The 25,070-nt window shown below is 34.9% G+C and carries 25 protein-coding genes, 1 tRNA gene and 3 pseudogenes; 6 read left to right on the top strand and 23 right to left on the bottom strand.

The window, feature by feature from the left end; translation table 11 throughout:
- Positions 1–63 precede the first annotated feature (63 nt).
- The 19 genes and pseudogenes from AAC852_RS17040 to AAC852_RS17130 all read right to left on the bottom strand — a co-directional run bounded on the left by AAC852_RS17040 (position 64) and on the right by AAC852_RS17130 (position 16,084).
- Complete coding sequence (locus AAC852_RS17040; protein ID WP_340622021.1) at positions 64–663, bottom strand: LysE family translocator; 600 nt, start codon at positions 661–663, stop codon at positions 64–66.
- 189 nt (positions 664–852) lie between these two features.
- The gene (locus AAC852_RS17045; RefSeq protein WP_340622022.1) at positions 853–1,431 is read right to left on the bottom strand and encodes a pyridoxine/pyridoxamine 5'-phosphate oxidase; all 579 of its coding nucleotides are present in this window, start codon (positions 1,429–1,431) and stop codon (positions 853–855) included.
- A 167-nt stretch (positions 1,432–1,598) separates the two neighbouring features.
- Positions 1,599–2,672, bottom strand: a complete 1,074-nt coding sequence (pgk, locus tag AAC852_RS17050) for a phosphoglycerate kinase (RefSeq protein WP_340622023.1) — start codon at positions 2,670–2,672, stop codon at positions 1,599–1,601.
- On the bottom strand, positions 2,669–3,001 hold the full coding sequence (locus AAC852_RS17055; protein ID WP_340622024.1) for an aminotransferase class III-fold pyridoxal phosphate-dependent enzyme: 333 nt from the start codon (positions 2,999–3,001) through the stop codon (positions 2,669–2,671). The genes pgk and AAC852_RS17055 overlap by 4 nt, the downstream gene beginning before the upstream one ends.
- Entirely contained in the window at positions 2,988–3,965 is a 978-nt protein-coding gene (locus AAC852_RS17060; protein WP_340622025.1) for an aminotransferase class III-fold pyridoxal phosphate-dependent enzyme, read from the bottom strand. Before AAC852_RS17060 ends, AAC852_RS17055 begins: the two co-directional genes overlap by 14 nt.
- Before the next feature lie 60 nt (positions 3,966–4,025).
- Positions 4,026–4,730, bottom strand: a pseudogene (locus tag AAC852_RS17065) (IS982 family transposase); the annotation flags it as partial.
- A 166-nt stretch (positions 4,731–4,896) separates the two neighbouring features.
- Positions 4,897–5,973: an FAD/NAD(P)-binding protein gene (locus AAC852_RS17070; protein WP_340622026.1), complete on the bottom strand. Its 1,077-nt coding sequence runs from the start codon at positions 5,971–5,973 to the stop codon at positions 4,897–4,899.
- Between the two features lie 73 nt (positions 5,974–6,046).
- Positions 6,047–7,084 carry an IS630 family transposase gene (locus AAC852_RS17075; protein ID WP_156115446.1) on the bottom strand — a complete coding sequence of 346 codons (1,038 nt, stop codon included), beginning with the start codon at positions 7,082–7,084 and terminating at the stop codon, positions 6,047–6,049.
- 42 nt (positions 7,085–7,126) lie between these two features.
- Positions 7,127–7,738 (bottom strand): FAD/NAD(P)-binding protein, encoded by a 612-nt coding sequence (locus AAC852_RS17080; protein WP_340622027.1) that lies wholly within the window; start codon positions 7,736–7,738, stop codon positions 7,127–7,129.
- 66 nt (positions 7,739–7,804) lie between these two features.
- On the bottom strand, positions 7,805–8,662 hold the full coding sequence (gene aepX, locus AAC852_RS17085; protein ID WP_340622028.1) for a phosphoenolpyruvate mutase: 858 nt from the start codon (positions 8,660–8,662) through the stop codon (positions 7,805–7,807).
- Positions 8,663–8,702: 40 nt separating this feature from the next.
- Positions 8,703–9,299: an NAD(P)-dependent oxidoreductase gene (locus tag AAC852_RS17090; protein ID WP_340622082.1), complete on the bottom strand. Its 597-nt coding sequence runs from the start codon at positions 9,297–9,299 to the stop codon at positions 8,703–8,705.
- Positions 9,283–10,317 carry an IS630 family transposase gene (locus AAC852_RS17095; RefSeq protein WP_340620924.1) on the bottom strand — a complete coding sequence of 345 codons (1,035 nt, stop codon included), beginning with the start codon at positions 10,315–10,317 and terminating at the stop codon, positions 9,283–9,285. The genes AAC852_RS17090 and AAC852_RS17095 overlap by 17 nt, the downstream gene beginning before the upstream one ends.
- Positions 10,289–10,774, bottom strand: coding sequence for a Rossmann-fold NAD(P)-binding domain-containing protein (locus AAC852_RS17100; protein WP_340622029.1), 486 nt, complete (start codon positions 10,772–10,774; stop codon positions 10,289–10,291). The genes AAC852_RS17095 and AAC852_RS17100 overlap by 29 nt, the downstream gene beginning before the upstream one ends.
- The gene (gene argC / locus AAC852_RS17105; RefSeq protein WP_340622030.1) at positions 10,764–11,831 is read right to left on the bottom strand and encodes an N-acetyl-gamma-glutamyl-phosphate reductase; all 1,068 of its coding nucleotides are present in this window, start codon (positions 11,829–11,831) and stop codon (positions 10,764–10,766) included. The genes AAC852_RS17100 and argC overlap by 11 nt, the downstream gene beginning before the upstream one ends.
- Position 11,832: 1 nt before the next feature.
- Entirely contained in the window at positions 11,833–12,834 is a 1,002-nt protein-coding gene (locus tag AAC852_RS17110) for a zinc-dependent alcohol dehydrogenase (protein ID WP_340622031.1), read from the bottom strand.
- Between the two features lie 3 nt (positions 12,835–12,837).
- Positions 12,838–13,977, bottom strand: coding sequence for an iron-containing alcohol dehydrogenase (locus AAC852_RS17115; protein WP_340622032.1), 1,140 nt, complete (start codon positions 13,975–13,977; stop codon positions 12,838–12,840).
- Positions 13,978–14,685: 708 nt separating this feature from the next.
- Positions 14,686–15,174 (bottom strand): annotated as a pseudogene (locus tag AAC852_RS17120) (IS630 family transposase); the annotation flags it as partial.
- 28 nt (positions 15,175–15,202) lie between these two features.
- Positions 15,203–15,526 carry an IS630 transposase-related protein gene (locus AAC852_RS17125; protein WP_340622033.1) on the bottom strand — a complete coding sequence of 108 codons (324 nt, stop codon included), beginning with the start codon at positions 15,524–15,526 and terminating at the stop codon, positions 15,203–15,205.
- 6 nt (positions 15,527–15,532) lie between these two features.
- Positions 15,533–16,084, bottom strand: a complete 552-nt coding sequence (locus tag AAC852_RS17130; protein WP_340622034.1) for a hypothetical protein — start codon at positions 16,082–16,084, stop codon at positions 15,533–15,535.
- Between AAC852_RS17130 and AAC852_RS17135 the strand changes: the two genes are divergently transcribed.
- Positions 16,068–16,223, top strand: coding sequence for a helix-turn-helix transcriptional regulator (locus AAC852_RS17135; RefSeq protein WP_340622035.1), 156 nt, complete (start codon positions 16,068–16,070; stop codon positions 16,221–16,223). The two genes, AAC852_RS17130 and AAC852_RS17135, sit on opposite strands and share 17 nt — an antisense overlap.
- Before the next feature lie 231 nt (positions 16,224–16,454).
- On the opposite strand, the gene AAC852_RS17140 is transcribed toward AAC852_RS17135, so the two are convergent.
- Positions 16,455–16,542: transfer RNA gene (locus AAC852_RS17140), tRNA-Ser, on the bottom strand.
- Positions 16,543–16,724: 182 nt separating this feature from the next.
- Here AAC852_RS17140 and tusE point away from each other — a divergent pair.
- The gene (gene tusE / locus AAC852_RS17145; protein WP_340622036.1) at positions 16,725–17,054 is read left to right on the top strand and encodes a sulfurtransferase TusE; all 330 of its coding nucleotides are present in this window, start codon (positions 16,725–16,727) and stop codon (positions 17,052–17,054) included.
- Positions 17,055–17,069: 15 nt separating this feature from the next.
- On the opposite strand, the gene yccX is transcribed toward tusE, so the two are convergent.
- The gene (gene yccX, locus AAC852_RS17150) at positions 17,070–17,348 is read right to left on the bottom strand and encodes an acylphosphatase (RefSeq protein ID WP_340622037.1); all 279 of its coding nucleotides are present in this window, start codon (positions 17,346–17,348) and stop codon (positions 17,070–17,072) included.
- A 299-nt stretch (positions 17,349–17,647) separates the two neighbouring features.
- Between yccX and hspQ the strand changes: the two genes are divergently transcribed.
- A complete protein-coding gene (gene hspQ, locus AAC852_RS17155; RefSeq protein WP_176551317.1) occupies positions 17,648–17,968 on the top strand; it encodes a heat shock protein HspQ in 321 nt (106 codons plus the stop codon).
- A gap of 200 nt (positions 17,969–18,168) precedes the next feature.
- On the opposite strand, the gene helD is transcribed toward hspQ, so the two are convergent.
- Positions 18,169–20,265, bottom strand: coding sequence for a DNA helicase IV (gene helD, locus AAC852_RS17160; protein ID WP_340622038.1), 2,097 nt, complete (start codon positions 20,263–20,265; stop codon positions 18,169–18,171).
- Positions 20,266–20,331: 66 nt separating this feature from the next.
- On the opposite strand from helD, the pseudogene yccS reads away from it, so the two are divergent.
- Positions 20,332–22,524, top strand: a pseudogene (gene yccS / locus AAC852_RS17165) (YccS family putative transporter).
- A gap of 118 nt (positions 22,525–22,642) precedes the next feature.
- Complete coding sequence (locus tag AAC852_RS17170) at positions 22,643–23,176, top strand: hypothetical protein (protein ID WP_340622039.1); 534 nt, start codon at positions 22,643–22,645, stop codon at positions 23,174–23,176.
- Between the two features lie 382 nt (positions 23,177–23,558).
- Here AAC852_RS17170 and AAC852_RS17175 read toward each other — a convergent pair whose 3' ends face one another.
- Positions 23,559–24,158, bottom strand: a complete 600-nt coding sequence (locus tag AAC852_RS17175; protein ID WP_340622040.1) for a TfoX/Sxy family DNA transformation protein — start codon at positions 24,156–24,158, stop codon at positions 23,559–23,561.
- A gap of 503 nt (positions 24,159–24,661) precedes the next feature.
- Here AAC852_RS17175 and AAC852_RS17180 point away from each other — a divergent pair.
- Complete coding sequence (locus AAC852_RS17180) at positions 24,662–24,970, top strand: SulA-like leucine-rich domain-containing protein (protein WP_340622083.1); 309 nt, start codon at positions 24,662–24,664, stop codon at positions 24,968–24,970.
- The last annotated feature ends 100 nt before the right edge of the window (positions 24,971–25,070 follow it).

The following is a 25,070-nucleotide window of genomic DNA, read 5'->3' on the forward strand; positions in this document are numbered from 1 at the left end:
AGAAGACAAGCGCAGCGCGTCAGTGTTGCCCTAGGGCGCGAGCATATCTACAATGATCGGAGATTAGTTTGAGTAGTTATGTAAAGAAAAATAAAATAAGCAACATCCACCAACAATATTTATTGTTTTACTCAAAATCAGCAGATTAATTTTACTAGATGCCAAAGCAACTAAAGAGGTCATAGCAGTCAACCATATTACCATAATTAAAACATGGATTGATGCCAAGATCATAAAATGACTGATATGTGGCATGGCTGCATCAGAAAAACGAGGTATAACTGTTAGGTAAAACATAATGGCTTTTATATTAAATAGGTTGGCAATGTAGGCTTCTTTTATTGTAGTTTTTTTAGTTATTCCATAAAGATGGTTAGCAGTTATCGACATTCCATTTCTTATTAGCAAGATAGCAACGTACATAAGGTAAACTGTTCCAATTACATTTATCATACTCATTATATGGGGGTATTTGGCAAAGATACTACTTATGCCTAAACCAGCAAGGAAAGCGTGTGTATAAACACCTAAAGCAGTACCTAAAACAACAACGATTAATCCTTTCATTCCTTGACTAACTACATTGGCCATAGCTAAGGTAAAACTAACACCAGGAGATAACACAATAGGCAAAATAGTAATAATAAATCCTAAAATGTTCAATTTAAAATCTCCATAACCCATATGTAGGTTAAAATTTTTATTTTTTGGAATAAACAGAATAATCCGCTAACTTTGATATGTTTTATTATTCAACTATAAAGTAAAAATACTTTAACATATTAATTAAGGCAATCATAACATTTTGAAAGCAAAATGTTATGATTTCAACTATAGAGTATAGAATAAAATTCAAGGCTGTAATAATGTTTTCTTCCAGCTCATATCTTCATATAAATATAACTCACGAAGATGTAATCTATTGTCTTTAAAGGAGAAAAACTCTATAGATATCGGTTTCACAATATATCCTCCCCAATTGTCAGGTCGTGAAATTCTTCTATTACCAATGCCATGGAATTTTATTTCAAACTGCTTGTGTAACTCTTGTATTGAAGCTATAGGTTGACTTTGTTGGCAACTAAGGGATATTATTTTGGCATCTTGTGTTCGTGTATCCCAATATTTATCAGCAGCAAGTGATGGGATTCTTTTAGCATAACCTAAAACTCGAACTTGATAGCCTAAATTTTCCCACCAAAAAGTTAACCCTACTTTTTCGTTGTGTGCAATATCGATACCTTTTGGCGAGCCTAAGTTAGTACAGAAAATAAAACCATCTTTATTTACCTCTTTCAAATCAACAAAACGGCCAGATGGGAATCCATTGGTATTAATAGTTGAAACACAAACTGCACCTACATGTTTAATATTGGTTTTTTTTATCTCATTCCACCAGATTTTAAATTTTTCTAAAGGATCTTCGATCATAATAAGTCTCTCTTAATACTTTTCATCGGAGATGGTAACTTAAATCTATAAAGATAAATATTCAATTTACTGCTCTATTTATCTTTTTATTTTTATTTCTATTACCTTATTTTATTACTGCTAGGTAGCATCCAAAATTTAACCTACATAATAATTATAGTAAATGTTTAAAAATTCATCTGATCATAACCTGTAGAAAAAAACTGTAACGAAGCTCCTCCTCCAGAGGAAACATTGGAAAAAGTTGAAACTTCAATCAGTGTATCCCCCCCCATAAATAAACCATCAATACTATTTTTACTGAGAGTGTGATAACAAATATGGGAGTTTTTACTATTAGGTATAGATAAAGGCCCTGCTGCTAAAAAAGCATATTTTTCTGGTGAAAAAAAAACATCGCTAAAATATTTTTTATCAAAAATAAAATCTATAATTTTCTCATCAGAATTGATATTATATAATTTTCGAATAACATGTGATTTATTAGTCCTCTCAGCAATAAAAGTGTCTGGAATATAAATTTTATTTAGCAATTCATCTGGTATCTTAATTTCAAAGTATTTTAAAATACCAATTTCAACACCTATAGATTTAAGAACACTATTAAGAACTATACCGCCAATCACAATTTTACTTACATGGGATAACTTAGGGTGTGAAAGGAGAAAATTAACTTTTTCTATTTTATTACCTCCTAATATTAAAATAGTTCTTTTTTTAGAAAAAATTTTATTATATAAAAAATTTAATTTATTAATTTCTTTCCGCACGCCACTTGAATATTCCCAAGGAATAAATTTTTTAATAGATGAATTAGAAGAATTCTCCCTATGTAATTTACAAAAACCACCAATAATCAATTCATCACCTAACTTTGAAAGCTCCTTAGCGAAATTAAAATCATTCTCTTGCTCTTCTTTATATAACCTAGTATTACCAAAAAGTGCTATCTCTCCCATTTTCATATTCTTAGAATAACGCACTGCATTTTCACCTATACAATCACTTATATAATTAACATTACATTTTAGTTTTTGTGATAATAACTCTGCAATATAAGTAATTTCTCTGGATGTTCCTTTATAAAAATCACCTTGATGATTAATTATTGATATAGATGCATTGCTATTACTATGAATTAGCTCCGATAGTGAATATATTTCCTCGTCAAGTCTAGGGTGCAAAAGCACCCCTTCTTCAATGTTGATTCCAGCACTATATAAAATGGATTTTTTTTTCATATGTAATCCTCAAAAACCATTTTCACTCTAGTAACTAATTCTTCTAATTCTGGTTTAGTAATAGTTAATGGTGGTGTCAATAATAATGTCAATGCATCTCCATTCTTTCCAGAAGAAATACAACTATAAATATTTATTCCATACTTATGACCCGATTTAATAAAATTAATAGAATAGTCTTGATTGAATGTTGTTTCAATTGCCCACATTAATCCCTTACCTCTAATATCAACAACAAAAGAGAATTTTTTTAATACATCAAATAAAAGATTTCCTAAATACTCACCTTTTACTTTAATATTATCAATACCAACTTCATTCGAGCACATCTAAAACAGAGAGGGCTATGCCTGTAGAAAGTGGGTTACCAGAATAAGTATGGCCTACAAAATGTGGTATAGGTTGTTTAGCAAGAACTGAGCTTACTTCTTTAGAAATTAACACACCAGATATAGGAGTAAAGCCAGCTCCAAGACCTTTACCTATAATCGTAATGTCTGAGTCTACACCCCAGCTTTTCATATTAAACCAGGCTCCTGTTCGCCCAAGACCAGTAACTATTTCATCCGCAATAAGTAAGATATCACGTTGAATTAACCCCTCTTTTAGTTTTTTCATATAGTCTTTATGAGGAACTAAAGCACCACCAGAAGAACCAGTGATAGGTTCAACGAAGACACATGCTATTTTTTCTGCTCCAAACTTATCTATAATATTGAATGATTCTGATACACAATCTAATTTACATGTTTCTGGTGATTTATCTAAAGGGCATTGAAAACAATAACATGGAGTAAGTTTTATTCTGCTGATGTTACAATCTAAGATATTATCTAAACTTTTTCTTCGAGCACGTAGATCACCATAACTTAGGGAAGTAATAGTATTTCCATGATTAGTAATTTCTCTTCCTAAAGCTACTATTTTTTTTTCTTTTCCCTGATAACGAAAAAAATCTAATGCAATACGATAAGCTGCTTCAGATGCTTCAGAACCACTATTAAGAAAAAACACATGACTCTTATTATCATTGGATAACTCTATCAATTTTTTTGATAGAACTTCAGATTCATTGCTACGAAAATGAGAACGATATATAAAATGCAATCTTTCCAATTGATTCTTAGTTTTTTCTATAATTAACGGATGACAATGCCCCAAATTTACAGTCATAGGTCCTGATGAAGAATCAATATAACTTTTTCCAGACTCATCAAATAACCAAATGCCTTTTGCTGAAATAATTTTGGGTAAATCCAGATGATAATTCTTAAAAGGATACATGTAACTCATGCAAAACCTCCATCTAATATATAATTTTAACCCCAATCAATCCCGTTAAAATGGTTAACTAAAACGCTTTTTAAGCATAACCTTATCCCACTCAGCCAGTGCAAGCGCTTTCATGTTGCGGCGCTTTTTCGTGATAAAGGTGATATCCGTTTTAGCTAAATCATCCGCCAATTCCTGACTCAGATATCCTTTGTCGCCGTAAAGAGAACCCGTGAGATCTTTTGATAATTCGCGTACAGGCTCCCTATCATCCACATTACCCGGGGTCACTTTAAGCGCTAAAATTTCGCCCAGATGGTTAATAATCAGGTGTAATTTGAACCCATAGAACCATCCCATTGAGGTTTTTCCGCGTTGCGCTATGCCCTGAAAGACCTTATGACGAGGAATACGGATGTTATGACAAACGCGCAAACTCGTGGAGTCGATAAAAGCAATGCCTGTCGGTTTTCCTTTTAATTGAGTCAGATAACTGGATAAGGGGACCAAAACGGACGGGGCAACGCTGATAAAACGGGTATAACTGAGCAAGGAGGGGAAGTCGCGGTGATGGTATTGCCAGATATGCTCCAAATAAAAGTTTTTAAAATCACGGTAATGCGACCGCTGAAAGAGGATTAAAATTGTCATGATTTCACTGGGATACATGCGGCCTTGTCTGCGGCGCAGGCGGTATCCGTTATCGAGACAAAACTGCGCCCACTGGGGGATGAAAAGACGACAAAAGTCGTCGACATCGCAGAAAATTTCAACTAACTTGTCCATGGCCTGTTCCTCCAGAATTCAGGTTAATTATTATTTAGGATGATATAATCTATGGGATAAATCTTTTATATCACTATCCCTGTTGAATTAACATTAATTAATTTAATCCACTTGGTTTTTAAGAATTAACTCCATTATTGTAATAGATGAAGCTAAAATTCTGTTATCAACATAATTCATTTTTTTTAATGTTGATAATTTCCTCTTTAATAGCATTAATGCAATTAAGCACATCATTTGCTACATGATGATTAACATTAGGACGAATAGAGCCATTTTGGAAAAACATAACTCCTTCTGAAGGTTGTCCTATACAAAAAACAGCTTCTTTTATACCTTTGTCATTAATTAATTGAAAATTTCTCGATATGTTAAAACCTGAAATAGGATTTAATACTCCATAAGAGTCTTTATGTATCCAATAAGAAGCAATTCCTTCATCAATGAGACATGTAAAAAGAGGATTTTTCGATTTTTTGATATCGAAGTTATGAAGTTTAGCATCTATCATAGTTTCAAGTGTAGTAATGTTACCCGGATCACTTAGGCTATGAAGATAAACTGTATTATCATCGATTTGGATGTTAGATTTAGCGTATGTAACATCAATCATCCCAGCCTCGATTAATGCTTCTATTTTTTCCATTAATTCAATACAATTGCCATTTGCAGCACGATTATGAATTGAATAAAAATCCTTTAGCATGTGATGATAAGAAGTAGGTGTAATCCCCCCAAAATCGACAGCATACACAACAATCTGTCTCAAATCTCTGAATACATCATCACATGCACCCTTATATGGATTATCAAGACTGAAATTATCTACTAGAACATTAGTCTTATCAAGCATAATGTTCAATATTTCATTACCAAATAAAATTCTATAGTAACAAAGTTGCAATTCAAGTATCAACACAGGAAAAATATGACAATCAAAATCCAACTGTTTTGAATAATTAATTGATGAGTTATCTCTATGAGCTGGATAGCCTAAATTATCACGAATTTTATCGATAAACTCTCTAGTGAAAAAATATCCATTATGCTCATATTTATGTATATTTTTTTCTTTAAAGTTATGTGGACGGCTATAAGTAAAGTATCCTGATCTACTTAATGCAAATAATTTTACAGGTTCATTTCCTGATGGATGATAGACAAGTTTTTTGCCATTCCTTTGAAAATATCCGCCTTTATTCTCAGTGTAATAAAGCATGATATCAATAGCTGTTAATCCCATGCCAATAATACCAATACGCTTATTCCTCCAATCAGGAACATCAAAAAGTGGGTAGGCAAAGTTATATACCAATCTAACTTGAAGATGCCGGTTTCAAAATCTGGAAATTATCATTCAATCGACAAGCGAGTTCACCCGCTTTTTCCCGGAGTGTGACACGAAAAAAGGAGTGAATTGCCTCGCGAAACACTTTCGGTGTGGCGAAGTAGACATTGTTACGCACCTGCTCGTTCATATATTTCCATAATCGCTCTATGGGATTGAGATTAGGACTGTAAGGTGGCAAGTAATGCAACTCAATGTTGAGGATCTCGGCGATATCTTTCACCAAATCGGTACGGTGATAACCCGCCCCATCCAAGATGAGATGAATTTTCTGCGAAAGCGGATAGGTTTCTCGAATGGCACCGAAAAAATACGCCACATTTTCCGCGTTAATGCTCGGATATTCACGAATAATAGTCTCTTCAATACACTGTAAATTAAGGGCGCCCATGATGTTGAGTCGGGTACGGCTGCCTGTAGTTTCAATCATTTTGACGTGCTTTACCCCTGATTTTATCCAGCCATAGCTTAATTTTGTAGACTGTGAGGGATGCACAGCATCAATAAACAGAATCGGCTCATTCTGACCGAATTCGTCTTTCAGGGCGTGGTAGGCCTCAATAAATTGTTGCTGTTTATCCGCATCAAATTTATGAGGAACCCCTTTCGGCTTCTTGTAACTGAACCCTTGACGGTGAAGCCATTTGGTCATCCCGGCCACGGTAAACGAAACCTGCCAGCGTGCCTGGACATAGGCCACAATGTGTGCGGTAGTATGCATCAGATTCACCGTCAAATAATCCACCAGTTCAGCGGTTTGCCGGGCAGACAGATGGCTTTCAGAACCGCCATTTTCAGGGGCGAGTTTTTCCTGACTGAAATAATCTTTCAGATGACGACTGACAGTGCTTTCATGAATACGTAAGGCCTGAGCAATCATCTGAGCAGTCCAGCCCTCGGAAGCCAAAAGAACCGCTTTGATGCGGTCGCGAACGCGTCCATCACGCGTTGTATCATGCATCAGTTCGAGGGCGTGTTTTTGGTCTGGTGTCAGATGAATTTTCATGGTTGCAAGCATGATCTGATTCGGATAAGAAATCAAGCATCTTCAATGATGATTGGTATAATACTCTATACGCTCATTTAGTTCTTTAGCTAAAAAGAAATTATTCTTTGATTCTTGATGTCCAGTAGCCAGAATAACAATATCAAATATATTTTTCTCAAGTGCATTTTGTGTTTCAACAAAGTATCCACCGATAATATTTTTTGTTATTTTGACAATTTCTTCTGTTACCACATCAACTTTCACGCCAATATTTGAAAACTCTCTAACTAACTCATTAAATATCTCAAACAAAGATTCCCCATACAATTCCCGAGTAGGAAATTCATCGTTTTTCTTATTGTATCTCTCATTATTAGTTAATTTATATTTTTTTCTACACCACTGACTAAAAGTAATGCTTGTTGAGTTTGAATAATCACTATATTGTGGATTGGAACAATCAGGAGAATAAGATATTTGACCTACTATACGATTTAGCATACTAGTTTTCGGTTGGTGTGGAGAATGTGCCCACCCTGAACCAAAATTACCATATTTATCAAAAATAGTAATAGCAATTTTTTCATCTGGAAAGCTATTTGCTATATCTAATAATCCGTTAAGTGTATACATTCCATTAGGACCACCACCAATTATTGCAATGTTAATCATAGCATTCACCTTTATTAATTTCTTTTATTTTGTAAAAGTTTCAATTTTAATATCATACTCAAATTACTATTTTTTCGGATCATACATTTCTTCTAATTTAACTATATTTTTTTCATTGGTTAAATCAAAAAGCTCATCTAATGTTGATATTTTATTTTCTATATTAATAAGTGATTTTTCGGAATGAATAATTCTAGCTGTTTCTTTCATGCTTTTAATGGAACTACGTATCAGATGATTAGCCCAAATTAAATTATTTATACCATTTTCAATGAATTCAGGATAAGATGTTTTAAAATATTTTGTTGGGACTGCAAATAATGGAAGTTTATTTCCCCAATTTTTAGAGAATTCAAACACCTCGTGAGCATCATGTTTTTTAGAATGAATGAGAATTGCATCAGCACCAGCTTCTTTATACGCTTCAGCACGTTCAAGAGCTTCTTTCATTGATTTTCCTGATATTAAAGCTTCAACACGTGCAACCAGAGTAAAATCATCTCCTCCTGTATCTTTGGCTGCTCTGATTTTATTACAAAACTCATCAATCGGAGCGAGATTTTGATTTTCTCCTATAAAAGAATTTATTTTTGGAAAAAGTTTATCTTCAATGCATAAAGCATTAATAGAAATTTTCTTCAGCTGTTTTACAAATCTAATGACATTAATATAATTTCCAAAACCAGAATCCCCATCAACTAGAATAGGTATATCAACATTATCAGACATTTGTTCAATAACATTAATAACCTGAGACCATGATGCTTCATTACGATCTGATAATCCCATTGATGCACTAATTGAAAGTCCCGAGGCCCAAATAGCTTTGAAACCAATTTGTTCAACAATTTTTGCACTTAAACCATTATGTGCCTCCATAAACTGAGTGTTTATATTTTTTTTCAATTTTTCTTTGATATTCATTTAATAACACCTATTTTTATATTATTCAATAAGAGTAATTTTAATTGCTTTCTTTTTCCAGAAGCTCTATGATTAAATTAGCTATTTTTTCCTGGGATTCATTTGTCATTGCACCAATATGTGGTGTTCCTATGAAATTGTTGAGTGAAAATAATGGAGAAAATTTCCTTTCTTGTCTAAATACATCGCTAGCAGCTCCATAAATTTTTGCATCTAAAAGTAGTTGATATAAATCTTCTTCGACGACAATTCCCCCTCTTGCAATGTTTATTAAAATTGAATTAGAATGCATGTTTTTCATATTATCTAAATTTATTAAATTTTTGGTTGAATCATTGTAAGGGCAACAAATAACCAAAATATCACTTAAAGTGATAAGATCATATAATTCTTTCAAAAGAGTTACATTTTCTTCAAGTAACTCTGATGCTCTTTTTTGTGAGTAATTAGATACAATACAATATATACTCATATTATATCCTTTTGCTATTCGTGCAATTTCTTTTCCTATGCTCCCAAATCCTACTAATCCTATTGTTTTCTCATGCAACTCTATCCCTTGAAAATTTTTTTTATTCCAAATATTAGATTCTATTTCTATACTAAATACCTTTTCATAATTATGAGACTTCCATATTTCCTATTCCTTTCCAGCTACTTGCTGAGGCTGTATTCAAAAAGATCTTAATTTTTTTGATCAATTGCCACATGTACTGGCAACAATGATTTCGTGTGACCGTTTCATGCAATGAATGCCATAACCGTTCTATTTTATTCAACCAAGGCGAATATACCGGAAGAAATAACAGCGTTACCGTTGGATTTTGTGACAACCAATCTTCAACTAGCCGACTGGTATGGATTCTGTAGTTGTCTAAAATAATTGTCAGTGTTTTTGCGTGACGATAATGGGCTTTTAACTTTTCTAACATATTGATAAATAATTGAGAGTTTTTTCTTCCGTAACCGGTATAAACGATTTCTCGGGTTTGGACATGATAACAACCCGCAAAGTAATATTTTTGATTTTGGCCCGGAGTAATAATCCGTTTTTGCTGGCCCCTGAAACACCAGTCTGAACCCATCTTGGGGTTAAAGTGGATATCCACTTCATCTTCATAAAACACCGGATTTTCGCTTGAAGCCTGCAATAATGCCTGATTAATACGCACCATTTTCTCTTCATACTCCGGATCAGGCAGGTTTAATGTCGGGGCAGCCCGCCGCCAAACGATCTTATTTTGACAAAAGAACCGGTAAAGTGTACTGATTGAAATTTTCACATTAGCTATTTTTTTGATTTGTATGACAAAAAGTTCAAGACTCCAACGAGAGCGGATATATTTGAACTGCTGGGGAGAAAGCGTCAACAAATAGGTGATTAAAGGAAGGAGGCAGGTTAAGTTCCATCGGCGAGGACGTCCCGCAGGCTGACTTTGTAACCCTATCCAGCCGTCAGTTTTGAAACGTTTTATCCAGCGCCATACGGAAGATTCTGCGGCGCAAAGCGCTTCAGCGATTTGGCAGACCGATTTTCCCTGATAAGCCATAAGAATGGCCAGAATGCGAATGCTGTACTGTTTATTACGTGTTTTTTGTGCCGTTTTTTTCATCAGGCGCCGTTCATTACGGGAGATTGGTGGTAGGATAGGCATAACTCAGTCCTTCTTTTTGCTTTTTTGTTTGTGGAAAATCAAAATTCGCAAAAATTGGACTGAGTTTCTTTGATACTCCTACCATTTTGAAAAGGCATTTAGCTCTTTTTATATGCCTATATAAACAATGTATGAACCCAAAGCTCATTTCAGCAACCGCACGAGAATTAGTATTAGGAGTATTATAAAATATAATATTTTTTTCCTTCACTGCAGAGATATTGATATTATCCGTTCCAGTCCCCGCACGAATTATAATTTTTAAATTAACTGCTCTATCTAACAATGCATTATCAACTTTTGCACCACTGCGCAAAATTAAAATTTCATAATAAACAATACACTCCATTAATTCCTGTTGAGAAATCTGTTGTTTTATAGTAACGTTAAAGTTTTTTATTAAATAATTTTTTAATTTGATATGAATAGGATCTATTACAAGTATTTTAAATGCCATATTTTGTTAGTCCTGTTTCTTCATCAATATTTATAATGGCATTCATATTCTGGATAGCTGTACCTGCTGCTCCCTTTATTGAATTGTCTATTATACTAACAACTCTTAACTCACGAGTTTCTGGAACTATATCAATAGATATATGGCAAGAGTTAGAACCAATTACTTTAGATAGTTGCGGATAAATTCCATAATTTTTTCCTATTCCTTCAGAGGTTTTATTTAAACCTATTATTGAAATGAAATTATTATTTTTATAATAATCACTTAGGTATTCAAGGATGTCATTTCGTTGATAAGTTATATGAGAATTCAATTTCATGCATTGAATCATAAATATTCCTCTAACGAAATTACCATGAGAAGTTACAAGAGAAACATTTGCTTTTTTCATAGTTGTTTTGAATAAAACATTCTCTATTTCTTCAGTATGCCTGTGCCCATTTAGAGAGTAAGCTAACATATTAGCAAATTGATTATGATGAATTAATTCTTTTTGATTATTAATACCAGCGCCAGAAGTTCCATTTATGGCACTAATAAAAATATAATCAGTATTTACAATATCAGCTTTAATTAAAGGAACTAAAGGGCATAGTGCTGCATTGACATAACACCCTGGGTTGGAAATATATTTAGAGTTTTTTATTTCATCCTTAAATTCTTCAATATATCCATATGTAAATTTATGTTGTATTTCTTTAGCCCTGTGTGCTTTTTTGTACGTTTTTTCAAATAGTTCTGGATTATCAAAGCGAAAATCTGCTCCTAGATCTATAATAATAGTTTTAGTATTAATAAATTTTTTTGCCACATCAAAAGATTGTCCTGATGGCAAGCATATAAAAACCACATCTGGTTCAACATTTTTAACTTCTTCTAATGTGTACGTATACTTTCTAATACCAGTTAAGTTAGAATGCAGCTCCTCCAAACTAGTACCAGATTCACGAGAAATTGGATATATACCCCCAATCATTGGATGAGCAGAAAGCAAACGAATGACTTCACATCCTGTTAATCCAGTTGCACCTATAACAAAAGCGTTCATTTTCATTTTATAATACCCCGAGTGAATCAATAAGTACTTTTCCGTTTGAAATGTGTTTACCCATATATTCTTCAAGTTCAGAAAATTTAATCTCATTTGTTATTATTTTGTTAAACAATGAGTTATTGTTTAACGATTTATATAGTATATTTATAGAATCCAATAAATCTATTTTACTACTTAGAAATGATCCTTTAATAGTGATTTCTTTTTTTACTATTGTATTCATATCAATCTCATTATTGGCATCGAAATAAGAAATCAAAACTAACAGACTATTATTTGTAATTATTTTCATTGCCTTGTTTATATCGAACTTATTTCCTCCGGCAACTATTAAAATATTAAAGTAATCAGATGGGACTGTATTTATATCTGAGATAACCTCAAATCCCATATCTTGTGCGAATTTTCTCCTTGATTTATCATGTTCGACGATAATCAAATTACTACCGTCTGTATATTCACTGTAATATATAGCACTTAATAAACCCATTGCACCTGCACCAATGATAAGCAATCGACTTGATTTATTTATTTTTATTTTATTAAATGCATGTACTACAATACTTAAAGGTTCAGAAATAACGAATAACTGATTATCTTGTGCTTTAGGTAGAGTAAGTAATGAATTTCTATGTACTATCATGTGCTTTGTAAAAGCACCACTGCTACCAAAAGTATTATAAGTTATTTTTTTTACACAATGATTAAAATATTCTTTTTTACATTGATCACATTTCCCACAATAACCATAAGAAAGAGAAGTCACCATATCATTAATATTAAACTCAGTATCATTTGCATCAATAATTTTTCCGATAAATTCATGGCCAAGTATTGCAGGATATTTTTTATATGGGTGAATTCCATGTAAAACCATATAGTCAGAGCCACAAATAGTAGCTTTTATCACTTCAACAAGAACAAAAGATTCTTTTAATTTTTTTATTTTCTCTAGCTTATATTGTTGTTTTCCTATACCAGTGCAAACTAATGAATAATACATTTTTTATTCCCCTAAATACTTACGTGATAAAAATTGAATAATATGATTTCCTTCTTTTTTGATAAGAGGATCGTTCTCAATTTTCCCTGTTATTTTATTTGAAATAAAATCTGATGATATATTTAATGATTTCAATTGGTTTGGTGTATGAGTTAAATTTAATTTCTCAATAATGTCCATTACATATTCATAGAGACTTTTTCCTTTAATAACATATTCAGGTAATGCTGTAAACGCGTTATGACTTTCTAATTGTTTTATCCATGCGGGATAAAGCGCTGATAAGCCTGCTCCATGTGACAAAGAATATATAGGAGATAGTGCTTGTTCAAATCTATGTGGTAAGCAAGTACTGTTATGATAAACACAAATACCACCTAAAAGAGCAATATAAGCAATATTATTGTAAAAGTCATCATCAAATATTCCCATACTATACTTATCTAACGTTAAATCAAGTGTAAACAAAGACTCATAACTAATTAAATCAATAAATCGATTGTTATTTACTGATTGAATAGATTCGAAAGCATGTGAAAAGCTATCAAATATTGTTTCCCTTAATATATTATCAGGCAATGTTTTACCAATGTTAGGATCTATAATTGCTAAATCAGGAAATATTGATGCTCCCCTAACACCATCTTTTAATCCATTAAAATCATCATAAATAATAGCACCTTTAGTTACCTCAGATCCTGTTCCAAAAGTTGTAGGTATTGATATATGAAATAATTTTTTTTCAACCTTTTCTATTGTTTTTCCAACAATGGAATCTAGACTAATAGTTTTATCAATACAGATGGCGGCCACTTTACCAAAATCTATAACATTCCCACCTCCAATAGAAATTATTGAATCTAACTCATTATTATAAATGATTTCTTTCACTTTTTTAAGCTCGCTAACAGAAGCTTTAAAATTACTATTTAAAATATAAGGTATTATCTTTATTCTATGATTTTTTTCACTTAAAAAATTTTTTACTTTTAGTGATCTACTTAGCATCCCCTCAGTTATAATGACTAATGTCTTCTTTAATTCATATTGTTCAAGATAGCTAGTTACATCCTCTATCGCACCATTTTTTATTATTATCTTCGTAGGAATGCTTAAGCTAACGTTAATGTTTTTCTCTTTCAACTCACCCTCCTGGATATATGTGAAGTATTATTATTTACAACGAGTTAAAAATATAATTATAATTAATCACCACATCAAATCATATTAATTTAATTTATTTAAAAAACAATTTAAATAAATAATAAAAACATTAGTTAAAAATGATAATGACATTACTTGCATTCACATAATCATTGCTACACCAAACGACAACGGAATTTTCATTTTCCATATGATTTGTTTTTGCCAAAGGATATTGTCTGCAGATGCGATTTAATGTTACAAATTCACGATATTGTCCATTTTCCTTTAACTTCATTAGCTTTTCATTAAGAATGCTCTCATACATAAAATAATTACCCTAATTAATTGCAATATTATTTTTGACAAAAGTTATGATTTCAATGTGTAAATATTAAAATTAAACAGACAAATAAAAAACCTTATGTAAGACTCATTATTAACGTAGTAATAAAAATAAATATTCTAATAAGTTGTTGGAAGTAGTTTATGGTTTCCAGATGTAAAAATATTTCCGTTAAAACAATCAAATTAGAATATTTTTAAATTAAGAAACTATTTGGGATATGATATCACTATCACTCATATGAAGAGTATTATAAAACAATTACCCTAAATACTGTTTCATTAATAGTGAGACATTCAAATATGGAAGTATTCTTGCTTATCGTGGTATTAGGGATAAGTAAGTGTCCACATATAGCAGAATCAACATGATCTGACACATTCGATGTGCTCGGTGAACAACTCATCAACGGAACCTCTTTTTTGTCTTCTTATCGCTTTTGCCCCACTCCATTTGTGTTCTATGGGATTCAAGTTCGGACTATAAGCGGGAAGCCACTCTAATTGATGTTGACTCTCTGCTATCGCTTGTATCGTATCAAGTCGTTTATGAAAGCGCGCATTATCCATGACTATCACGGCACCGTGTGGGAGTTTTGGCAATAAATCCTGCGTCACCCACGCATGAAAGACATCGGCATTAATGTTGCCAGTCAATAAGCTTAAGGTGATGAACGTATTTTCGAGAATGGCACCAATGACGTTAATACGGCCTTTCGCGTGCCAATCCTGTGTACCAAAACAACGCTGCCCCTTTTCTGAATACCCGTATATCCGTGACATTGACTGCGCGAAACCACTTTCATCCAAATACACAATCGGTTTGCCTTCCTGTTCATAGTCGCTGATGCGCTCGACAAACGCCTGACGAAGCTGAGGATTAGCGCGAGGATGTTTTAAGGTTTTTTTTAAGCGTGAGCCGAAGCCGTTTCAAAGCGTAATGAATCGCCGATTGTGAGACCCCCAGGCGCTTTGCTCTTTCCCATTGATAGTCATCAGGAAAATTTTGGACATCCGCAATGAGTACCTCATCAGGAATTTTTATGGGAGGCTTATCACGCGTCATGCAAGGTTCTATTTTATGGCTCCACCGGAACAGGGTACGAATAGAGATCTCAAAATGGGCACTCATTTGTTCGAAAGTCAACGAATGCTTATCTTTGTATGCCAGTACTCTTTTTCGAAAATCTAAACTGTCACCCATTTCACTTTATGCCTTGTCATTTTGGATTTGGATATTATGACATATTAGTATGATTCTGCTATAACGTTGCCTCCAGACCTGGTATTCCTCCATGGGTGTCTGCGAAATGCGCTCAATTTCGGTCTCAAAATGGTCATTGACGTTATTGATGGTGTCAGCCGCCAGCCGCATCTCCCCCATCGCTTCCATATAGGCGCTGTGGTTATTGATAACTTTCCCTTTTCCGCTGTCCTGATACTGGTCATCCAGCTGACCGCCGAAGGCAAAATCACCGTCACTGTAAATCAGGCTGTGGGCTTGGTTATTTAACTCTCCCCCAGATCGAGACGCTGACGGGCCGCAATCACCGCGCTGGTTATCGACGTGATGAATGGAGTGCCTGATCAGGTTCCCTACAGCGAAAGACCAAAGAATTTGAATGATATTCTCACTACGGAACTGAACGGCATTATTTTTGATGCGACATGGGAAAGAAAAGCAACGCCGGCGAAAGTGGCCAAGGTGATTTTGGGGAATGGTTATCAGAAAGGAGATAATCCCAATGTCAAATAAATTCATTAGGCTAGATGAAGTTTTAAGCAGAACGGGTTATAGCAAGTCATGGACTTATAAACTAATTGATAAAGGGGAATTCCCTAAACCAGTTAAAATTGGTCCTCGAACAATTGCTTTTATAGAGAGTGAGATTAACGGATAGCGTATAAGACTTTGCTTCTGGCTTAGCTCTCTTAATTGCCACGTCTGTTAGCTTCATCATTTCACCCATGTGTATAGGAAGATGTGTATAGGAATAACTATGCACAAAACTATACACAATTTCATGTCGCTTTCAGGAGATGTTAGGAGATATTAGGAGACTTGGATTTATTGTTATTTATTGATTTTATTTGAAAAAGTGGACTTTAGGAGACGTTACGAGAAGTAGAAGTGGCGGAGGAGGAGAGATTCGAACTCTCGGATGGTTTCCCATCGGCGGTTTTCAAGACCGCTGCCTTCAGCCGCTCGGCCACCCCTCCGCAATGCCGAGCACTATAAACATCACTGTTCCCAATGTAAAGTATTTATATGTTCAATTGACGTCAATTTGTTCATTTCACTGCTTGTTGGATCATTTATTCAGCATTTATAGTGATCTTTCTTGGGGATAAAGGTGATTTTTGCTAAATTGCTGCCATCATTATAGATTGGTTAAAAAGTTATGTTGGTATTTGAAGGTCGTGAGATCGAAACCGATGCACAAGGTTATCTGAAAAACAGCAGTGAATGGAAAGAAGCTATGGCACCACTGCTTGCTGAGCAGGAAGATATCACTTTGACCGAACAACATTGGGAAGTGATTCGTTTTGTGCGCAAATTTTATGAGGAGTTCAACACTTCTCCTGCTATTCGAATGCTAGTCAAAGCAATTTCACAAAAGTATGGCGAAGAAAAAGGAAATAGTCGCTATCTTTATCGTCTATTTCCTAAAGGGCCAGCAAAACAAGCAACTAAAATTGCCGGTCTTCCAAAACCAGTAAAATGTATCTGAATCAGTCATCCGTCTTCAATGACGGATGCTGAAATCGTCCATCACTTCCACTTCACAAAAATGTGATTGAAAATGTTCAATCTTTGAACCCGGAGGCCCTCCCTGCTCTAACCAATGGATTAATTTTTTGATTTGCTCCTCATTACCACAAGCAACTATTTTGACGCTACCGTCATTCATATTGCGAACATACCCCAATAACTTATTTTTCTTTGCCCAGTGATATGTTTGATAGCGAAAGCCAACTCCCTGTACTCGTCCATATACATAAATGGTGATACTTTGAATAGTCATCTTTTTTCTCCCCCCGCAAGCAAAATCGAAGAAATATCCCCAACCCCTTAATAGAGTATTTTGCCGAAAGTGCGTTTATTTTTTCTTGAGTAACAGTTTGGGATCTATTGGGTATAATAACTTTGGCATACTAAGACCACTTTTAGTATTGTATTTTATATACACAACAGCTAACCTGAATTATGGGATGGTGATCACATACTATCCTGCATGCAAGATTCCGGTTACCGGGTGTGCGCTTGAAATTTACCTTTCTGCCCTTATATAAGAGTGATTGCAAGGTTTCTCTGGAGGTGACTATGATGATCGCCAGCAAATTCGGTATCGGCCAGCAAGTAAGGCATAAGTTGCTAGGCTATTTGGGTGTTGTTGTAGATATTGATGCTGAATATTCTTTAGAACAACCGCAGGAAAATGATATTGCATCTAATGCAACTTTACGTTCAGCTCCGTGGTATCACGTTGTGATGGAAGGTGATGATGGACAACCCGTTCACACCTATTTGGCAGAGGCACAATTGACTTACGAGATATCAGATGATCACCCAGAGCATCCTTCTCTGGATGAGTTAGCTGAGTCTATCCGCAGCCAGCTATTAGCCCCAAGGTTAAGAAATTAATACAAGTCTTTTCTATTTACTGAACACGATTTTTAACAATTCTGGTAAGGACAGGCGGTGAAACAAAAGCGAACATCGCCTTCTTTATTTTTTCAATCCTAAACGAGGAGTTTCAATTTTTGAGCAGCGATCCATGACAACGTCTAATCCCTTGCTTTCTGCCAGTAATAAGGAAAGAGACAGCTCCCTCTCCCGACAGCTTAAGGTTTACGCTGGCTCGAAACACCCAATTGAGAGAGTTGATGAATAAAGGACGATGGTTTTTTCAGATCCTGCATCAACCATACCTGTTTTTTTGCCCTTGTCAGTGCAACATACAAAAGGTAACTCTCTTCTGCATCAGAAAATTTTTCAAGTTGTGGCAATAATACCTGTTCCAATACGGAACCTTTTTCTGATGCAGGAAATCCATCTTGACCTTGCTGTAATCCTAAGATAATTACGTAATCTGCCTGTTGTCCCTGGGATTCATGGATGGTCATGAATTTAATATGCAAATTCGGCCAACGGGTAGACGCTTTTTTCAATAACTCAGGCTTAAGGTAATGATAACGAGCCAATAACAAAATAGTCTCTTCATTGGTGACATAACCACTCGTTTTGTTCAGTAATGCTTCCAACTGTTCTTCCGGCAAAATTACAACTGATCTTTTATTTCCTTTCATTAAACTACGAGGAGTTAAGTTACTGAGTGAATGGCTCACCTGACAGAGATGCCGCTGGATAAATCCATTGGCAATTTCACCAATACGATCATTAAAACGATAAGTGGTATCCAAAATACATTCAGTAATTTCGTCAAAAATATCTCCATCAGGAATGCTTTTACTGAAAACCTTTTCGGCAAAATTAAAAGTCAGTTTTGTACCGTTAATTTGATAAATTCTCTGCCAATCATCTGCAACAGCAAATAGATAGCTTTGTTTATTCTGTATTCTCAGTGCTGCCAATAGACTGGAGCTTAATGGAGAAATATTCTGAAAGTCATCCAGCAAAATATGTTTCCACGGGCTAATGAAACGCCCTTTTTCCAGAATATTCACTGCCTGACGGATCAAACCAGAGAAATCCATCGTTCCTTCTGTTTTTAATGCTAATTTCCAGGCTTTCAATAAAGGGGCCATAAGGCGTATACGTTTTTGAAACAGGCTAGCATATTCAGATGAGGCTTGCTCAATCATCTCTTTCTGGTTGCCACCGTGCATTCTTATTAGCCCCAGCCAATGTTCCAAACGACTGGATAAACGAGTCTGCACTTGTTTATCATGCCAGTACTCACCATACGGCAATTGCCAGCCCAACTCTTCCTCCAACCATTCCCGCCAACCTTTTGCCTGTGCTTTCTTTTCATTACACTGTTTTTGCCATTCCCGAATGAGAAAATCACGGCGTTTCTGAGTATTAGTTTCTAATTCGCTGATTTTGGCAGCATGATTACCCGCTTGCTGAATAATATTAAGTGCCAGCTCATGGAATGTTTGCGCTTTTATCTCTTTTGTTTCCAAACGTAACTGAATACGTTTATTTATCTCATCAGCCGATTGATGCCCACAAGAGAGTAATAAAATCTGTTCAGGAAGTGCCTGTTGACGTAATAATAACCATCCAGCACGCGCAACTAGAACAGCGGTTTTCCCACTCCCCGCACTTCCCAAAACTAATATGGATTTTTCACCGTTAACTACGGCCCGACACTGAGAACAATCGAATGGCGAATTTTCTACAGACTGGAAAAACTCACCATATTGTTCCAACATACGATCAACCCACTGTTGGTTTATGTGCTTTAATTTTTTTTCTCCTCCATTCAACCAGTCCAGGCAAATCTGATAGTTATCACAGCAATTCTTAAATTGTTTGATTCTTTGTAAGGGTAAAGGGAGGGATTGAAATGTTTCCTGGATTTGTTGCTGTACTAAAGATAAGTCTGCTGCTTTAATCCAACGGTTCTGTTGCCTGATTTTGTCAATTTTATTTACCTGGGCAGCCAGTACCTCAGCACTGATCTCGCTCATTTCGAGGCTCCATATCTGCCATTTTTTCAGTAAATAATGGTAAAAATGCTGTGTTTGCTGCCATTCAGTTCCATGTAAACGGACAACTTTTCCTTCAGGTAATTCAAATTCCAGTTCCCCCCAGACAATCCCTCGCTTACACTGAACATCAATTAATTGATTAAACGGAATTAGATACTGGTGCTTGTCACCACTGACTTCAACGCCAGCATTAAGCAAACGCACCCGATTATATGGATGCCGGGCAAGCCGTTGACCAATTTGTGTTGATTTTATTTCCATTGTAGTAGCACCGTACCTGAAAATTGTTGAGCTCCCCGCTCATGTAAATGTTGTTAGGAGTATTTTGTGCTAACGGTTTTTTCCAGCTCCCGCCATTTTCTGTATAACAATCACGTTCTCTATTATATTCGTATATTCATTGCGCTAACAGGAACGACTTTCGTTCCCTGGTTATTGCAGGAAGAGCCCAAAATCACGATCCCTCTGACTTTAGGCGTCGTTGCCGCAGCATTAACAGATTTGGATGATCGCTTAGTCGGCCGTTTACATAACCTTATTATTACTTTAATCTCCTTCTTTGTTGCCTCCATATCCATCACTCTGCTTTTTCCTTATCCCTGGCTTTTCTTTTTTGGCCTGGCAATCTCTACTTGTAGTTTTATCCTGCTAGGCGCTTTGGGGCAACGTTATGCTACTATTGCCTTCGGTGCTTTATTAATTGCTATTTATACTATGCTCGGTGCATCCATATTTCCTGTCTGGTATCAGCAACCTTTATTATTACTCACTGGTGCAATCTGGTATAACTTGTTGACATTAGCCGGGCATTTACTGTTTCCTATTCGTCCATTACAAGAAAATCTGGCCCGTTGTTACCATCAGCTTTCTGCATACCTTTACGCCAAAACGAATCTGTTTGACCCCGATTCTGAAACAGAAGAATATAAACAAGCTGTATTTGATGTTGTTATGGCTAACAGCGCATTAGTTACGACACTCAACATGACCAAAATAACTTTATTAAGCCGTCTGAAAGGGGATCGAGGACAACAGGGAACCCGTAAGACTCTCCACTATTATTTTATTGTTCAGGATATTCACGAACGGGCCAGTTCATCCCACATTCAATATCAAAAACTGCGAGAAACGTTACGTCACAGCGATATTCTGTTTCGTTTTCAATGATTATTGTCCATGCAGGCACACGCTTGTGAGCAAGTTTCACAATCTATTATCCTGCGTAAACAATATCAGCATAGTTCACGTTTCGAGAATGCTTTCAACTATCTTGAGTGCTCTCTGGAAAGATTAAAAAACCAGCAAATAATTAACACTAAGATAAACGCATTCAATAACTTACTAAAAAACTTACGGGCAATTGATGCTCAATTAGCGGGACTCAGTTCTGACCAATATTTCATTTCACACGGCGGCTCTCACATTGATAAATTAAGTAATGAAAATCAAAGCTATGATAGACAAGAAGATACGCAATTATCCGATGAAGCTTTAACGGGTTGGCGCGATATTTGGTTTCGGCTCCACAGCAATCTGACGCCAAAATCAGCCCTGTTCCGCCATGCTGTTCGTATGTCTGCTCTGCTATGTACTGGTTATGCGATTATTCAACTGTTTGATTTACAACGGGGCTATTGGATCTTGCTGACCAGCCTATTTGTTTGCCAACCTAACTATAGTGCAATCCGCCGTCGTTTAGCCTTCCGTATTATTGGCACCCTGGCAGGTATTTTGATTGGGTTACCCATTCTCTACCTTGTGCCTTCTATTGAAGGACAGTTATTGTTGATCGTGATTTCAGGTGTATTATTTTTTGCTTTTCGTAATATTCAATATGCACATGCAACCCTGTTTATTACGTTGCTGGTTCTGTTAAGTTTTAATTTACTGGGAGAAGGTTTTAAAATCGCTTTACCCAGAATCACAGACACACTGATCGGTTGTGTTATTGCTTTACTGGCAGTGAGTTTTATCTGGCCTGACTGGAAATTCCGCCAATTACCGCATGTTATTATCCGCACTATGAGTGCAAATTGTCGTTATCTCAGTGCAATTGTGCTGCAATATCATCAGGGAAAAAGTAATTGCCTGGATTATCGGGTCGCTCGCCGTAATGCCCATAATTGCGATGCTGAACTGGCATCAGTGATCTCAAACATGTCAACAGAACCCAAAAATCATCGCATCTCTCAGGAGGCGGCATTTCGTCTGCTTTGTCTTAACCATACTATGCTGAGGTATATTTCTGCTTTAGGAGCACATCGCGATAAACTTAATGACCCTGTCATCCTGGAAATACTTAATGATGCAATCTATCATGTTGAGTTTGCACTACAGCAAGACAGAGTCGATGATAAGCCTCTTCAGCATATTTCAGAATATTTGAGTAAAAGAAGTCATCAACTGACTTCTGATAACAATAAAGTTCAGCTTGTATTACAGCAGGTAGTGTTACTGATTGAATTATTGCCAGAGATTATTTCATTAAAAAAACAAATAAATAAAAAGAAAAAATATTAAATGATAAAATCACCTATTCAATTATTACACTTTTGTTTAATAAATATAAAATGAAACCTGCCTCAACCAAGGTGAGGTGGTTCTCGCAAAATCTCAAACTGCCGTAAAAAATCATACCATGCTTAAACAACATATTTCACAATGTGATAATGAATTATTTTTATTTATGAATATTTCTTTACGAGGTAATGATATGTTACAAAATAATCCATATATCATTTTTGATGCTGATCCATTTTGTTTTGGCCCTATATCCACCACACTTAATCAAGATTTACTGACTACTTCCAGTCTAAATCAGGAACCCAAGATTATTATTGCCGGTGGTGGAAATACTATCAACAAATTGGCAAACTTATTTGCCCAAACACATCCGCATATTAAAATTGGTTGCCTTGAAAGGCAGGATTTTCTGCAAAAACTACATCGTTCCCGTAAAGTTTTGGCAAACCCTGGGTTAACGACTTTTTACGAATGCATGATACTGAATAAAAATGTCTTTTTTCTGCTTCCACAGAACTATAGCCAACAGTTGCAATTAAAGATTTATCTTAAAAATTATTACTCAAATGAATATGGTTTTTTATGGAACCGTGAATATGGTTATCCTGATATTCCGGTTGATCTACCTGAAAAGAAGGAATACGCTTAATACAAGAGTGTCATAACTTATTCATCAATAACTCAAAGGAACGACAACGAGCCATAAATATGATTAATATTTTCTTAAAGAAAGAAAAATTATAGAAGCAATGGAAATAATATTATCGCCAATTATATTGAAAATAGAATTTAAAAAATCATAATCAGGCATACAAAAAATAGCAATACATATAGATACTCCAATAAAATTAAATTATCAATATTTCAAACATTAAATTCACTATCTATTTTTTTCAACAGACTATCAATAGCTTCAATAATTTTTTATATCTTATTGCGGAGTATTAATACCGAAAAGCACTAATGCCAAAGAAAGATAGGAGCATAGCCCCTATTTTTCATTTTTATCATGCAGGATAATTTTAATTACTTCATTCTAATTCTTTATGCCAGAGCAACAAATCATGGCGTAATTTTTCTGGTAAAACAGCGACATGACAACCTTCTATTGCACCAGCCAACGCAAGCAATACATTAACACTCATCTTTTTCCTATTTCGTTGCAATTTAAGATAAGCCGCTTTTGCTCCCAACACGCGCAATTCTTCTACTTTAGATATGCCTACTTTCCATAATTGACGCTCCAGAGCTATCCCCAAATTGGGAAGATCCTTTAACCTAAGAGGTATTTTCTGCCTGCTGATGACATCTGCTAATGTACATTGATAAGCCAAGTTAATATATTTAAATAATTGTTTTTGATCCTGCCAAAGTGATTCACCGACCCGGTAATACCGCAAAACCACTGGAATACCCCTTTTTAAATAGATAAACTTCTCCATTCCTCTGACTTTAAATAATACCTCTGCATGACTATTTCCTCGTAAATAAAGCTCGCCCTCAGAACCCAGGGCGAACAAGACTCCATCAATTGATAATCCAACTCCACCAAATTGAGACTTCTTTTTAAGTTTTCCCAGTGAAGATACACTATGTTCCAATTGATCAAAACGAGCCTCAGATAAAAACATTTTTATCACTCCATGAATTATATCCTGCTTAAATATTTTATGTGCTATATCCATGTTTGCTATTAATGAAATAGATAACAAGAACAAGTAATTAAAACCATACTCAATCTGTTCTAACCTGCCAATCATTAAGTTAGAAAAAAACTGTTTTATATGAATTTTTGCGAAGTACTTTGAAAAAAATACCCTTGATTTTAGACAAACAACAGAGTACTGTATAAATATACACACATCATGGTGGAATGAATTATGAATATTCAATTAATTTTGGAATATCTTATTGAGAATAAAATTGACCGTAATAGAATAAAAAAATAGATAATCTGACAAATTCGCCTACACAAAAATTACATTCCAATTGAGAGGGGGTCAGTGAAAGAGGGTAAAGAAGGTATAGTGAGTGCAATTGATTTATAGTGATAACCAATATACGATAACCAAGCTATCAAACCCTTCTTCCTTTATTACATCAATCCGGGAATGAAAATAGATGGTTACTATGGATTACACCTAATAGGAAACTAAGTCGTCAATGGCTAATAAATTCAGGCTTACCTTTAAGTAAAATTGTTCAGTTAAACCAAATACTTCCCATTGCCTCTCTTGAGGCAATGGAGAAAGCACTAGCAAGTGGTAATTACAGTGTAGTTTTAGGATGGTTACCAGAATTATCTGAATATGAAGTGCAAAAATTACAGTTGGCAGCTCATAAAGGTACGGCATTAGGTTTGATTATGCGTCCACAGAATTTATCCGGCCAACTCAAGATATTACCAAGCACAATAAAAGTTCATTCTACTTACTATCATTGAATGAAATTAGGATTTATCTCAATATTTTTTATAGTAAACAACCCGCCACTATTATCTGCTCTTATTTATAAGAAAATTCAACGTATTATAACAGTAAATA

Origin of the sequence: Xenorhabdus siamensis (assembly GCF_037996745.1) — a bacterium.
GTDB classification, from domain to species: Bacteria; Pseudomonadota; Gammaproteobacteria; order Enterobacterales; family Enterobacteriaceae; genus Xenorhabdus; species Xenorhabdus indica.

What these genes read in the sequence shown, in the direction of transcription:
- AAC852_RS17075 (WP_156115446.1), bottom strand. Translation starts at nt 7,084, where the DNA reads ATGAAAATTCATCTGACACCAGACCAAAAACACGCCCTCGAACTGATG.
- argC (WP_340622030.1), bottom strand. Translation starts at nt 11,831, where the DNA reads ATGAAAATGAACGCTTTTGTTATAGGTGCAACTGGATTAACAGGATGT.
- AAC852_RS17130 (WP_340622034.1), bottom strand. Translation starts at nt 16,084, where the DNA reads ATGAATTTATTTGACATTGGGATTATCTCCTTTCTGATAACCATTCCC.
- aepX (WP_340622028.1), bottom strand. Translation starts at nt 8,662, where the DNA reads ATGAATATCAAAGAAAAATTGAAAAAAAATATAAACACTCAGTTTATG.
- tusE (WP_340622036.1), top strand. Translation starts at nt 16,725, where the DNA reads ATGTTGGTATTTGAAGGTCGTGAGATCGAAACCGATGCACAAGGTTAT.
- AAC852_RS17070 (WP_340622026.1), bottom strand. Translation starts at nt 5,973, where the DNA reads ATGGGATTAACAGCTATTGATATCATGCTTTATTACACTGAGAATAAA.
- AAC852_RS17060 (WP_340622025.1), bottom strand. Translation starts at nt 3,965, where the DNA reads ATGAGTTACATGTATCCTTTTAAGAATTATCATCTGGATTTACCCAAA.
- pgk (WP_340622023.1), bottom strand. Translation starts at nt 2,672, where the DNA reads ATGAAAAAAAAATCCATTTTATATAGTGCTGGAATCAACATTGAAGAA.
- helD (WP_340622038.1), bottom strand. Translation starts at nt 20,265, where the DNA reads ATGGAAATAAAATCAACACAAATTGGTCAACGGCTTGCCCGGCATCCA.
- AAC852_RS17125 (WP_340622033.1), bottom strand. Translation starts at nt 15,526, where the DNA reads ATGGGTGACAGTTTAGATTTTCGAAAAAGAGTACTGGCATACAAAGAT.
- AAC852_RS17175 (WP_340622040.1), bottom strand. Translation starts at nt 24,158, where the DNA reads ATGTTTTTATCTGAGGCTCGTTTTGATCAATTGGAACATAGTGTATCT.
- AAC852_RS17095 (WP_340620924.1), bottom strand. Translation starts at nt 10,317, where the DNA reads ATGCCTATCCTACCACCAATCTCCCGTAATGAACGGCGCCTGATGAAA.
- hspQ (WP_176551317.1), top strand. Translation starts at nt 17,648, where the DNA reads ATGATGATCGCCAGCAAATTCGGTATCGGCCAGCAAGTAAGGCATAAG.
- AAC852_RS17055 (WP_340622024.1), bottom strand. Translation starts at nt 3,001, where the DNA reads ATGTGCTCGAATGAAGTTGGTATTGATAATATTAAAGTAAAAGGTGAG.
- AAC852_RS17170 (WP_340622039.1), top strand. Translation starts at nt 22,643, where the DNA reads ATGCTTAAACAACATATTTCACAATGTGATAATGAATTATTTTTATTT.
- AAC852_RS17100 (WP_340622029.1), bottom strand. Translation starts at nt 10,774, where the DNA reads ATGGCATTTAAAATACTTGTAATAGATCCTATTCATATCAAATTAAAA.
- AAC852_RS17045 (WP_340622022.1), bottom strand. Translation starts at nt 1,431, where the DNA reads ATGATCGAAGATCCTTTAGAAAAATTTAAAATCTGGTGGAATGAGATA.
- AAC852_RS17080 (WP_340622027.1), bottom strand. Translation starts at nt 7,738, where the DNA reads ATGATTAACATTGCAATAATTGGTGGTGGTCCTAATGGAATGTATACA.
- AAC852_RS17110 (WP_340622031.1), bottom strand. Translation starts at nt 12,834, where the DNA reads ATGTATTATTCATTAGTTTGCACTGGTATAGGAAAACAACAATATAAG.
- AAC852_RS17135 (WP_340622035.1), top strand. Translation starts at nt 16,068, where the DNA reads ATGTCAAATAAATTCATTAGGCTAGATGAAGTTTTAAGCAGAACGGGT.
- yccX (WP_340622037.1), bottom strand. Translation starts at nt 17,348, where the DNA reads ATGACTATTCAAAGTATCACCATTTATGTATATGGACGAGTACAGGGA.